Source organism: Corynebacterium sp. LaCa_282, from assembly GCF_057198125.1.
This window is the reverse complement of the sequence record NZ_CP191095.1, coordinates 1,347,515-1,359,624: the sequence shown is the minus strand read 5'-3', so window position 1 is coordinate 1,359,624 and position 12,110 is coordinate 1,347,515. Positions and strand designations below refer to the sequence as shown.

The window sequence follows — 12,110 nt, the reverse complement described above, 5'->3', positions numbered from 1 at the left end:
GAGAAAGGAATCTTATCTAATGAAATTAGCGGTTATTGGCGGCGACGGCATTGGGCCGGAAGTAACGGCGGAAGCCCTGAAGGTATTGCGGGCGGTGCGCAGCGATATTCAAACCACCGATTATGACCTGGGCGCGCGGCGCTACCTGCGCAATGGCGAGCTTTTAACGGACGCGGACCTGGCGAGCTTGCGCGAACACGATGCCATTTTGCTGGGCGCCATCGGCGCACCCGGCGAGGTCCCCCCAGGTGTTCTGGAGCGCGGCCTCTTATTGAAGATGCGCTTTGCGCTCGATCACCACGTGAACCTGCGCCCCTCCATCTTGTATCCCACGGCCCACTCGCCCCTGGCTCACCCGGGCGAGATTGATTTCGTCGTGGTGCGAGAAGGCACCGAGGGCCTGTACTGCGGCAATGGCGGCACGCTGCGGGAAGGAACGCCGCACGAGGTAGCCAGCGAGGTTTCGCAAAATACCCGCTTTGGGGTAGAGCGCGTGGTGCGGGAGGCTTTTGAGCGGGCATCGCAGCGCCGCAATCACCTGACCCTGGTGCACAAGACGAATGTCCTCGTCAATGCCGGCGATCTGTGGCACCGCACGGTAGAAGAAGTCTCGGCAGAATATCCGCAGGTGGAAGTGGACTACAACCACATCGATGCCGCGACCATCTACATGGTGACGGATCCGTCCCGCTACGATGTCATCGTTACCGATAACCTCTTCGGCGATATCTTAACGGACTTAGCAGGCGCTATTACCGGCGGAATTGGATTGGCTGCATCGGGCAATATCGATGCCTCGGGTAAGAACCCCTCCATGTTTGAGCCGGTGCACGGTTCGGCGCCCGATATTGCTGGACAAGGCATCGCGGATCCAACCGCGTCCATCTTGTCGGCGGCGATGCTCTTGCGGCAGCTGGGTGATGAAGGCAATGCGCAGAAGATTGAAAAGGCGGTGGCGGAGGACATCGCCAAGCGTGGCGATGCCCCAATCAAGACCGTCGAGGTGGGAGACCGCATCGCGGGGAGCCTGAAGGCTTAAGCGTAAGGAATCCTGAGTGCGAATCCGGTTCCGGCGGGGACCTAAAGGATCTTCGCAAATTAACACCGCAAACTTTGCACACATGTAAAGGCTACCGTTTAGTAGGATGGCCGTTATGCGTTTAGGACGAATTGCACACCCAGAAGGAATTTGCTTTGCCATCATTGACGGGCCGAAAGATGCCCCGATGGAGGAGCTTGTAGCTAAAGAAATCTCCGGCACGCCATTTACCCCGCCGGAGCCCACCGGCCGTGAATGGAAGCTGGGCGAGGTGCGGCTCTTGGCGCCGACCCTGCCTACCAAGGTCGTAGCGCTCGGCCGGAACTATGCCGACCACGTCGCGGAGGTCTTTAAGAAGTCCTCGGATTCGCTGCCGCCAACCATCTTCTTGAAGCCATCGACCGCGGTTATCGGCCCGAATGAGGCCATCAAGATTCCCGATTACGCCACCAACGTGGAGTTTGAGGGCGAGCTGGCCGTGGTTATTTCCAAGCCATCGAAGAATATCAAGGCTGAAAACTGGAAAGACCACGTTTTGGGCTACACCATTTGTAACGATGTTTCCTCGCGTGACCTGCAATTTAAGGATGGCCAGTGGGCGCGCGCCAAGGGTATTGATACCTTCTGCCCGCTGGGCCCGTGGATTGAAACGGACCTGGAGAGCTTGGATCTTGATGATCAGAAGATCAATGCGTACCTGACCCACGATGGTTCCCGGGAGCAGAAGCAGGATTCCAATACGGATCAGATGATCGTCAAGATGGGCGGCATCTTGGAAGAGATTTCTGCCGCCTATACCTTGCTGCCTGGCGATGTCATCACTACCGGCTCGCCTGCAGGAACCGCACCAATGGTGCCGGGCGATACCATTGAGGTTGAGATTCCAGGGGTTGGCACCCTGCGCAATACGATTGCCAGGGCGCAGTAGGTTCACTGCAATGCAGCTGCCGCTGGTGAGGTACTGGTAGAAGGAGAACGGCGTGCCGGAACATTCGCATAAGGGCCACCGCGGGTCCGCGCCCAGCGCGCAGGAGATGGAGGAGCGCTACCGCGCCACCGCGCAGGTGTGGTCAGGGAGTCCGAATGCCACGCTGGTGGACTATGTCAGCGACCTTCCGGCCGGTACCGCACTCGATATCGGCTGCGGGGAGGGCGCTGACGCCCAGTGGCTACACGAGAATGGCTGGCAGGTGCTCGGCATCGATTTTGCTCCCACGGCCGTAGCGCGGACTAGGGCGCGTGGAGTCCCCGCGGAGGTTGCCACCTTTGATGAATTTAGCCACGCCCCCTTTGATCTGGTTACAGTCCACTACGGCAGCGTCCGCGCCACCGCAGAGGAAGTAGCATTGCTAGAAAAACTCGTTGCCCCGGGTGGAACCTTGCTCTATGTTCACCACGACATGGAATCAGAAGAAATCGCCATGCCGGAATGGCTGGCGGAAAACCTGACCGAATTGACGGTGCAGACCTTGCGGCGATCGCCGCGCCATGTAGCTAGCGGCGCAGGCGCCCATCACACCAGTGATGTGGTCCTGGTAGCGAAGAGGCGCTAAGCCACACCGCGCTTTTAAAGGCTGAGCGCGCGAAGGATCGTTTGGAGCTTGGCGGTGGTTTCTTCCAGCTCGGCTTGGGCATTGGAGGCACCGACCACGCCGCCGCCAGCCCACGCGCGGGCGGAGAGGCCATCGCCGGCAACTTCTGCGCAACGGATGGCTACCATGTATTCGCCATCGCCGGAGCTATCGCACCAGCCGACGGTGCCGGCATAGAAGCCGCGGTCGGTCTCGGCGGTCTCAATAAGCGCCTGCGCCGCTTCCGTCGGCGTGCCGCAGATTGCAGGGGTGGGGTGGACTACTTCTGCCAATTCCAGGGCGGTGAGGTCTTTATCCCGCAACGTGCCGGTGACCGGCGTGCCCAAGTGCCACATCTCATTGGTGTGTATGAGCTGCGGGGTCTCAGGGATATCGAGGCTGCTGCACAGCGGCTCTAACATCCTGCGCAGGTGTTCTACCACAAAGGAATGCTCGAGCAGATCCTTGGCGGAGTGCAAGAGGTCTTGGCTGGCAATGTGGTCTGCCGCCTTATTGGCTCGACGCGGGGTGGAGCCGGCGAGTGGGAATGCAGACACGGTCGAGCCTTGGCGCTTGATGAGCACCTCCGGCGAAGACCCAACCAGCATGGACCCTAGGCGGCCTGCGGGGGAGAGATCCGCAATGAACCCGTCGCGGTTGACGGAGAGATCGATAAGGCGCGCGGCCACCAACCGGGGATCGATGGGCGCGGCAAATTCGATATCGACCGCGCGGGCGAGGACCACCTTCTCCAGCTTGGAAGTCTCGATGGTGCCGATGGCCGCCTCAACGCGGCGCAGGTGCTCCTCGGGCTCTGGGTCAAAGCCCACGACACGGGAATTGAGCGATTGGTTGCGGTAGAACGCGTGGGGTTCCAGCGGGCCGTCTTCCCGGATGATTAACTCTGGAACGGTCAAGGCGGCGGGGGTATCGGAGTCGAAGGGAATGGCGCCAACTACCATCTCAGCACCGCCGCGGCGCAAGGCGTCAACCGCGGCCTCGGCACTGGTAAAGGTTGCCCGCGCACCTTGGGTACGGACAGACCCCGTTGCTCGGGAGAGCAAGAAATCCGGGGCGGTGCTTGGTCTGTCTTCGTGCATGAGGATCTAGCTTAGTGCCTTATTAAAAGTTGGTAGAAATTGCCCTCCGCCAAGCGTGGGGGCACCACCTGGCGCAGCGCCTGTGGCTAGTGTTAATAATGTGGCAAGTGTTACTAAATTTTCCCTACGGATCGGCTATCTCCTTGCAGCGCTCCTGATTGCTAGCGGTGCGTTCTCTGCCCCGGCAGTGGCTTCTGCGCAAGAAACGTCAGCAGCTCCCGAGAAACCGGCCCCTCCCGCACCTGCACCGGAACCGGCACCGGATGACACCCACCTGTTGCCAGAAGGCGTCGAGGAATCCACGCCGAACCAGCCAGCACCTGCGCCGGCCCCAGCCCCAGCCCCAGACGCGGCGCCGGCGCCGCGCCCAGAGCCTGATGCCAGCATCAACCCCCATCCGCCCATTGCTGCTGGGGACACGCAGTCGCTGGAGATGGAGCATGAAGGCAAAAAGCGTCGCTACCTCCTGCGCATCCCAGATAATTACTCGCCCGAGGCTCCTACACCGGTGCTCTTTGGATTTGGTGGGTGGGGAGATTCCCCGGAGGAGTTCTCTGGCTACGCGCGCATGGGAACGACTAAGGCCACCGATGATGCGATCATCGTCTATCCAGAAGGCTTCGAACGCGCCTGGGAGCCAGCGCCCTATGCAAAGACGCGCGACGGCGAGGATATCCGCTTTATCAAGCGCATTTTAGATGCTGTGGATGCGGACTATCACGTGGACCGCAACCGCGTCTACGCCATGGGAATGTCCAATGGGGGCGGTTTTACCTCAGTATTGGGCTGCCACGCCCAAGATATGTTCGCGGCGGTAGCGATGGTCTCCGGGGCGTTTTATACCCCAGTGGAAACCAATTGCGTCGATGCGCCGATGCACACGCTCATCATGCACGGCACCAGGGATAAAATGCTCACCTATGAGGGTGGCACCCGCCATGAATCCGGCTACCTTCCCGTGCGCACCGTCTTAGGCGGCTATCTGCACCGCAACCACTGCGATATGACCTTCCAGTCCCACCCCGCCGCCGGTCACTCCGAGCGCCTGGGCTTTAATGGGTGCGCCAAGGACGTGGAACTGTACAAGGTACCCGGCGACCACACGTGGTTCTGGCAGCCGGATACCGCAAACATTGTGTGGGACTTTTTAGCCACCAAAACCCACGTGTAGGGGCCCGGGCGCAACCCGGGGCAGCATTAGCGCACGCGCGGAATCTGCGTCGTGGCATCATCGGCCTGCGGCGGCACAGATTGCTCTGGCTGCTCGGGTTGTGCAGCCTGCTCGCCGGCGCCCTTCTTGCGGAAGAATTGGACATAGACCAAAAGACCAATTCCTAGCACGAGCGCGAATGCGCCGAGCCCTGCCAAGATGCCAGCCCAGAAGCTGCTCTTGGTCAGCGAGGCGGTGTAGGCGGCATCGGCAAGCGCCTCATTGTTCTGGCCCTTGCCGCCCGCGGACGCGTTGGGCGCTGGCGCCGTACTCCGGTTCTCGGACTTAGTGCCCTTGGATTTGCTGTCCTTAGACTTGCTGCTCTTGGACTGCGGGGTGGACTTGCCCGCGGATTTCTGGCCAGAATTTCCGCCAGACTTGGATTGCGAGGCCTTAGAACCGGAGCGAGAGCCGCTGCTTGACGATGATCCCTTCGATGAGCCCCCACCCGAATTGCGCGACGCAGCACCAGAGCCTGCCCCAGAACCGTGGGCCGATCCCTTGTTGGATCCGGAGTTCGACCCAGACTTGGAGCCTTGGTTGGACCCCTGCTTCGAACCAGAGTTTTTCTCGGCAGCCTTCTTACCAGAGCCACCGGATCCGCCGGAGCCACCGGACTGGCCCTGCTTAGACGGCTTATCGCCAGATTTATCCTTGGCGTCTTTGTCCTTCTTCTTATCGCCCTCGAGGAATTTTTGGCCTTCCTTCAGGGTATTTTCCAGCTCCTTATCCAGGCCCGCGATGGCCTTATCTACTCCCTTGATGTCCTTGGCCAGCTGATCTGGGCGGGAGGTTCCGCCCGAAGGAACGCTTCCTTCGGCATCATCGGACTCGTCGTAGTCCACGCCGCACAGCTCTGCTGCATCCGCGTCATCGCCCACGAGGAATCCGGCGTGCAGGTGGTGGCGGGAGCCATCGGGAAGCTCAAAGGTAAAGCTCACGGCGTAGGTGCCCGGCTTGGTAAAAGCGAAGGCAGGGTGGGAGTGGGACCTGCCCGGATAGTCCCAAGCGGTGCCGTCCTCGGTGTCCATACGGACTTTGAGATCGCCGATGCCCTCATTCTGGAAGGCCACAATGCGCCCATCCTCGGGACCAGACGCGATGGCCATGCTTAAGGTCGCGGTCTGCTTCGAGCCGAGGTATTCCTCCGAGAGTTCCTGGGTATTAAAGCCCAACCATGGAACGTCTTTAATCTGGGTTTGCGGGAGCACCCATCCCTCGTCGGGCAGGGAAGGGATCTTGAGATCAGAAATACGCTGCTTGTTCTTCTCCGCTACCTCTACCGCGAATTCTTCGGACTGGTATTCCTTGCGTTTGTGATCGTCCTTGACCACAAAGCTGATATCCCCGCCTTCATCCTTGAGCGCCATGTCTTGGTGGCCTTCGGTGATGCGGATAAAGTCCTCGGCGCTGCAGGTCTCTGCGGCATGCGCGGTGGCCATAACGGAAGAGGGTAGACCCACTCCGGTGAGGGTTCCCACGCTGAGGAATCCGGCGGTGCCTAGAGCAAGAGCGGTACGGCACAAAGGTTTCATGATTCGATGGTTTCCTTTCGTGGGGTGTTCTCGGAAGCGTTAGCTGGCACGCGAGGAGAAGAGTGGCCCGGTTTGCGGCGAGAGCGCAGGAAGGGATGCAGGGCCCAGACAATGAGGAAGAGGACCGTGAGCGTTAACACGATGGTCGCGCCCGCGGGAAGATCGATGGCCCACGCCAAATAGATGCCGAAGAAGCTGCACACTGCGCCGATGATGGCCGAGAGGAACATCATCGTGGTGAGGTTGGCCGTCAGCAGGCGCGCCGTGGCGGCCGGGGTAATCAGCAGGGCGAGAACCAAGATATTGCCAATGGTGCTTACGGAAATGACCACCGCGGCGGTCACGCACAGATAAAGAATGATATCCAGGGCAAAGACCGGCAGGCCCATGGCGCGGGCGGTCTCTCGGTCCAAACACGTGGCATTGAGTTGCGGGCCAAAGGCCACGACCACGGCTAGGACCACGAGGCAAACGCTCGCGGCGACGGTAATATCTGTGCGCGAAACGCCGGTGAGCGATCCGAAAAGGAAGCTGGTCAGCGAGGCGCTATAGCCATCCGTGCGCGAGATGATTACCATGCCCAAGGCAAAGGCGGCGGCGAAAAAGATGCCGATGATGGAATCGGCGCGCACGTGGTTGCGTTGCGAAAACGCGGCGATGAGCACCGCGACGACCGCGCCGGCAACCGCCCCGCCCAAGAGGACTGAGGCCTGCAGCGCAAAGGCGATGGCCAGGCCTGGGAACACGGCGTGCGAGACGGCATCGCCAATAAAGGCCATGCCACGCAGCACCACATAGCAGCCGATGACCCCGCACACGATGGCGGCGATGAGCGAAATGCCCACCGCCCGGGCAAGGAAATCGAGGTGGGGATTGGTTAAATCCCGCAGGAAATCGATAAATGAGATATCAATCATGCAGCCACTCCAATCGCAGCGAGCAACGGGGACGAGGCACTGACGCCAAACGCGCGGGTCCACGGATCCTTGTCGGCCAAAAGCTCATCGGCGGGGCCATCTGCGATAACCGTGCGATTAAATAGCACCAGGCGCTTGCACGTGTGCGCCGCCTCAGACAGGTTATGGGTAGACATCACGATGGATTTTCCTTGCTCCGCAAGCTCGGCGAAAAGCTCCAAAAGCGCCTCGGTATTCGGGGCGTCGAGCCCGGTGAAAGGTTCATCGAGCAGCAAGACCTCCGGCTGAATGGCGAGGGCGCGGGCGATCAGTACGCGCTGGCGCTGGCCGCCGGAAAGCTCTTCAATGGGCCGGGAGGCAAATTCCTCCATATGCACCAAGCGCAGCGCCTCCGCAGCGGCGGCATGATCCTTTTTCCTCGGGCGCTTGAACCATCCAATGAGCCCGGTACGCCCGCTGAGCACGGTGCGGTACACGTTGATGGGAAAACCCCATTCCACCTCGTGGCGCTGGGGAACATAGCCCACAGAGCCGGTGACGGAGCATGTGCCGGAGGAGGGGATAAGGCCCAAAATAGAGCGCATCAGCGTGGTCTTACCCGCACCGTTGGGGCCTAGAAGCCCAATGAATTCACCGGTACCTACCTCGAGGTTGGCGTCCTCAATCACGGTGCGGCCAGATAGGGCTACCTGCAATCCGCGCACCTGAATGCACGGCTTAGACATGGCCATCGCCCCGCTTGCGGGATTTCGCGAACACGGCAACACCGGCGATTAGTACGATGATTCCGCCGCCGACCAAAACATAAACCCATACCGGCAGGGAAGAATCCTCGGTCGTGGCGTCTGCCGGGTTCCACTCCGCATCCTGGGCGGCCTGGATGTCTGCGCCATCGCCCACGGCGAAGGTCAGCACGCCGTCGGTACTAAACTCCTCGCCGTTTGTGGTCTCGCCCTTGATCCGGATGCCCACCTGGTGGGTGCCCGGCTCCGTAAAAGTCCAGTTGGCGTGGGTGTGCGTATTGAGGTCTACCCAGAACTCAGACTCGCCTTTTTCTGCCGTAGACCACAGTAGCTGGGGTGCCTCAAAGCCGCCGTTTTGCAAAAATAGGGAAAAATCTCCTGGTCCGGAGTGGCCGAGGAATTCCATGGTGACGCCGCGATCGGCGTTATCGACAAGCGAAGGCGCCTGGGTATTCCAGCCCAACCACGGAACGCCGACCTGCTCAGTCTGCGGGACAACCCACACATCCTCGCCGGATTGGGCGCCGACGAAGCTGAAATCATCGGTATCCGGCAGCGTTTGCTGGGCCGCATCGCCCACCGAGAACACCAGGTCATCAAGGTGGCGCCAGACCGGGGAGTCACCCGCATCATCGCGGGCCAATAGCTCGGCATCGGAGCCGCTTAGCAGCGTGCCGATATCAACGTGGCCCGCATCGATGACCTTTTCTTCGCCCTCTGGCGCCACGGTTTCATCCGCGCCAACCACCTGCGCGAGGTCGCCGGCCCAAGCGGGCGTTGTGGATACGGCCAAGCCGGCGGTGACGATGCAGGCTGCCGTGCGAGTGGCCGCGCGGGTAACGGTTCGAGAGGCAAGGTTAAGCATGGTTATCTCCATTCGAAGGATGTAGGCAACGCTGCAGCGAGTCAGCATTGAATTTCATGAGATCGATATAAGTAGGCACGGCATCATCAAGCGTGTCGCCGTAAATGGGGCACAGCTCCACGTTTTGCTGCGTGGCGGCCTCTTTCAGCGTGCTGGCGCTGGCCTGTTCCACCGGCTCCACAAAGACGGCGGGAAGGTGCAGGTTCTCCAGCGTCCGGCGCAGGGCAATGACCTCCCGTGGCGAAGGCTCAATGGCGGGATTGGGCGTCACGAACCCAGCCACCGACAGGCCATAGCCTTGCTCTAAGTAGGCATAGCCGTGGTGGGTGGTGACCAAGTGGCGGTTGCTCTGCGGGATGGAAGAGATCGCGCGGTCCACATACCCGTCAAGCTCGCGCAGCTCCGCGATATAGGACTCAGCACGGGCGCGGTATTCGGCGCCGTGGGACGGATCCGCATTCGCCATTTCTTCAGCGATGACATCGACATAAGCAATGGCATTGTCCACGTTGTGCCACAGGTGCGGATCCACCTCGCCGTGGATGTGTTTACCCAAGACCGCCTGGGGGAGCAGGTACGTATCCGCACCGGGGGTTCCCAAGAAGCGGTAGGCGGGATCCGGCGGAATGGGCTGCAAAACCGAGGAGGGGACCGCCACCGCGGTATGGGCGGGATCAAAATGCTGGTCTTGATCGCGCAGATCAATAGATCCCTTAGCCACATCAGCGGCAATATCCACGTGGCCGGAATCAATGACATCAATATCTTCCGGAGGGTTCACGCCCACCGCGACGGTGAGGTGCTCTACCTCCGTGCCATCTGCCTGAAAGCCCAGCTTATAGATGCCCGGCTCCGAAAAACCCCACGAGACGTGCGTGTGCGCATTGGCCGGGAGGGTGACCGAATCATCGCCAGCGTCGATGCCATCGGCGCTATTAAACAGCACCTCCGGCGTACCGAAGGTGGAGACCACGTAGGCTGCGACATCGCCTGGCCCATCGGCAGAGACCATGCGGAAATCCACGCCGGAGTTTCGCTGCTCGGCACCGCTAATGCGCAGGCCCAACCAGATGGCATCCAGGGAGACATCTTCAACCAGCGGTACGAGGGTCGCACCGCGGGTGGAGGCCGAGTCAGCGACCTCTACCACGGGCGCATCCGTGGACTCGTGCAAGGTATCTATCAGGGATTGCGGTTCCAAGAGGTATCCATTGCTCAAGGCAAGATCCGCATTGGCCACGTTGCGCACTGTGCGCAGCGTTGGCTCAAAGGTGTGCGGGTCCTTTCCGCTTGGGATAAGGCCGGTGACCGAAGCATCCTCGCCTGCGACGTGGCGTGCCATATCCGCCAAAATGGGCGTCGTGGCCACCACGCTGAAGCGATCCGAGGTATCCACCGCTGCCGAGGTCGTGCAGCCTGCCGCAAGGAGGGAGACGCTAAAGAGCGCCCCGACGGCCTGCAGCCCGCGCGGTACGAAACGGTAGTGGGGCACTGGCATTAATTCTTTGCCCTCGCCACAGCTAGGCGTGCAATACCTAGGCCAAGGAACAGCATGCCCAGGCCGAGCACACCGATTCCAAGCGGCATGGTGGGGGTCCCAGTATTGGCAAGAGCCGCGTTGCCGCCCTTACCGGATGCGTTCGCACCGGAACCGCCAGCGCCATCCTGGCCAGAACCGGAACCATTAGAGCCCGCGCCGGCTGCGGCGCCAACACCACAGTCGCCGCCATCCGGGTTCACTTCCGCGCCCAGGTCAAAGTGGCCATTATCGAAGGAGCCCTCTGGCCTGCCACCGCCGACGACAAAGTGCAGCGTTGCTTGGCCTGCCACCTGCTTGCCGGCGGAGGTTTGCGCCACCTGGCGGATGGTGACGTCGTAGGTACCCTGCTTTTCGAAGACCCAGTTAGGGTGCACGTGGGTATTGGGCGCGATATTGTAGCTGCCTTCCACAGCACCATTGGCGCCGCGGAACCATTCATCGCCGACGATCTTGCCCAGGCCACCCTGGCTGTAGACCATCATGGCACCAGGGCCTTTCATGTCTACGAGTTCCCAGGTAACGTCGCCCGGAATGTGCTCGCGCATGGAGGGGCTCTGGGTATTCGCACCGAGCCACGGCACGCCATCGACCTGCGTAGAACCAATCATCCAGGCCTGGCCGGCCGAAACAGGTCCAACATCTTCTGGCAGCTCGACGCCGGAATTATCGGAGAGGTAGAAAGTCGCGCCATCGGCATCGCGCCACTGCGGTGGCGAGACCGTATCGTCTTTAATCTTCGGGATAATACCCGGCCGGCACTCTGGGTCCGTGGACTGTCCACTACTTGCAGCGTTACCGCCTTGGCCGCCCTCGGAATTGCTGTGTCCAGCGTCATTGCCGGAGTTATCTGCATCGCCAGAACCGCCCGCAGAGCGGTGACCGGAGACTGCCTCTCCGCCTTCGCCCACCTGCCAGGTATAGGTCACTGCGTTACTGGTTTGGCCATTGGAGGAGGCCTGAACGGTCATCTCATAGGTACCGGCCTCACTAAAGGCCCAGTTAACGTGGCGGTGTGCGGGACTCGGCTGGTTAATAACCTCGCCGCTGGTGAGCTCCATCGAACCGGAATTGGTCACGGCACCGACGTTGCCAAACCCAGTGGTTTCAAAGACATAGACCGAGCCTGGCCCAGAGATATTGGTGAATTCGAAGTCAATGTTGGTAAAGCCGCCATCGCGTGCTGGCTGCGTATCCCAGCCTGGCCAGATGATATTCGGGTCCTGGGTCTGGGGCAGGAAGTAGGTCGGTTCTCCGATCTCGGGAACGGCCTCTGTGGCATCGGACCATGCCGATTCCACAACCTGGAGCAGCACGTCATCGCCGGGGCGCTGGACGTGTGAACCGGTGACATCTTCCTGCATGGATAGGTGCAGCTGGCCATCCGGCGCGGTGACGTAGAACGCATCGATATGTCCGGAGTCAAAGACGTCCTCGAAGGCCAACGCTGGTGTGGCCGGAACGAAAAACGCGATAAGGGCGGTAATCACCGCCGCGATGATGCGGCTGCCAGGCCTGTGGGCTCTGGTGCGCGAAGTGGTGTTGGTATCCATGGTTGATATTCCTTTAAATCGCCTGGGCTGGGGTTCCCAT

The 12,110-nt window shown here is 60.8% G+C and carries 11 protein-coding genes; 4 read left to right on the top strand and 7 right to left on the bottom strand.

Translation table 11 applies throughout. From position 1 onward, the window contains the following. The first annotated feature begins 19 nt into the window (after positions 1 to 19). The 3 genes from ACP8KU_RS06355 to ACP8KU_RS06345 all read left to right on the top strand — a co-directional run bounded on the left by ACP8KU_RS06355 (position 20) and on the right by ACP8KU_RS06345 (position 2,592). A complete protein-coding gene (locus ACP8KU_RS06355) occupies positions 20 to 1,039 on the top strand; it encodes a 3-isopropylmalate dehydrogenase (RefSeq protein ID WP_484483471.1) in 1,020 nt (339 codons plus the stop codon). 115 nt (positions 1,040 to 1,154) lie between these two features. Next, positions 1,155 to 1,967 (top strand): fumarylacetoacetate hydrolase family protein, encoded by an 813-nt coding sequence (locus ACP8KU_RS06350; protein ID WP_023017826.1) that lies wholly within the window; start codon positions 1,155 to 1,157, stop codon positions 1,965 to 1,967. Positions 1,968 to 2,073: 106 nt separating this feature from the next. Continuing rightward, positions 2,074 to 2,592 (top strand): class I SAM-dependent methyltransferase, encoded by a 519-nt coding sequence (locus ACP8KU_RS06345; RefSeq protein WP_156905114.1) that lies wholly within the window; start codon positions 2,074 to 2,076, stop codon positions 2,590 to 2,592. Positions 2,593 to 2,606: 14 nt separating this feature from the next. Here the strand turns inward: ACP8KU_RS06345 and ACP8KU_RS06340 are convergent, their stop codons facing one another. Continuing rightward, positions 2,607 to 3,710: an isochorismate synthase gene (locus tag ACP8KU_RS06340; protein WP_023017828.1), complete on the bottom strand. Its 1,104-nt coding sequence runs from the start codon at positions 3,708 to 3,710 to the stop codon at positions 2,607 to 2,609. 100 nt (positions 3,711 to 3,810) lie between these two features. Here ACP8KU_RS06340 and ACP8KU_RS06335 point away from each other — a divergent pair, with 100 nt between their 5' ends. Next, positions 3,811 to 4,881: a CE1 family esterase gene (locus tag ACP8KU_RS06335; protein WP_484483470.1), complete on the top strand. Its 1,071-nt coding sequence runs from the start codon at positions 3,811 to 3,813 to the stop codon at positions 4,879 to 4,881. A gap of 26 nt (positions 4,882 to 4,907) precedes the next feature. On the opposite strand, the gene ACP8KU_RS06330 is transcribed toward ACP8KU_RS06335, so the two are convergent. From ACP8KU_RS06330 to ACP8KU_RS06305, 6 genes are read right to left on the bottom strand one after another with little or no spacing between them, the layout of a single operon-like run. Continuing rightward, positions 4,908 to 6,455 carry a choice-of-anchor M domain-containing protein gene (locus ACP8KU_RS06330; RefSeq protein WP_484483469.1) on the bottom strand — a complete coding sequence of 516 codons (1,548 nt, stop codon included), beginning with the start codon at positions 6,453 to 6,455 and terminating at the stop codon, positions 4,908 to 4,910. Continuing rightward, a complete protein-coding gene (locus tag ACP8KU_RS06325; RefSeq protein WP_023031088.1) occupies positions 6,452 to 7,372 on the bottom strand; it encodes an anchored repeat-type ABC transporter permease subunit in 921 nt (306 codons plus the stop codon). The genes ACP8KU_RS06330 and ACP8KU_RS06325 overlap by 4 nt, the downstream gene beginning before the upstream one ends. Beyond that, positions 7,369 to 8,103, bottom strand: coding sequence for an anchored repeat-type ABC transporter ATP-binding subunit (locus tag ACP8KU_RS06320; RefSeq protein ID WP_484483468.1), 735 nt, complete (start codon positions 8,101 to 8,103; stop codon positions 7,369 to 7,371). The genes ACP8KU_RS06325 and ACP8KU_RS06320 overlap by 4 nt, the downstream gene beginning before the upstream one ends. Then, positions 8,090 to 8,980, bottom strand: a complete 891-nt coding sequence (locus ACP8KU_RS06315) for a choice-of-anchor M domain-containing protein (protein WP_023028720.1) — start codon at positions 8,978 to 8,980, stop codon at positions 8,090 to 8,092. The genes ACP8KU_RS06320 and ACP8KU_RS06315 overlap by 14 nt, the downstream gene beginning before the upstream one ends. After that, complete coding sequence (locus tag ACP8KU_RS06310) at positions 8,973 to 10,478, bottom strand: anchored repeat ABC transporter, substrate-binding protein (RefSeq protein ID WP_484483467.1); 1,506 nt, start codon at positions 10,476 to 10,478, stop codon at positions 8,973 to 8,975. The genes ACP8KU_RS06315 and ACP8KU_RS06310 overlap by 8 nt, the downstream gene beginning before the upstream one ends. Next, entirely contained in the window at positions 10,478 to 12,070 is a 1,593-nt protein-coding gene (locus ACP8KU_RS06305; protein ID WP_284624324.1) for a choice-of-anchor M domain-containing protein, read from the bottom strand. The genes ACP8KU_RS06310 and ACP8KU_RS06305 overlap by 1 nt, the downstream gene beginning before the upstream one ends. Positions 12,071 to 12,110: the final 40 nt, after the last annotated feature.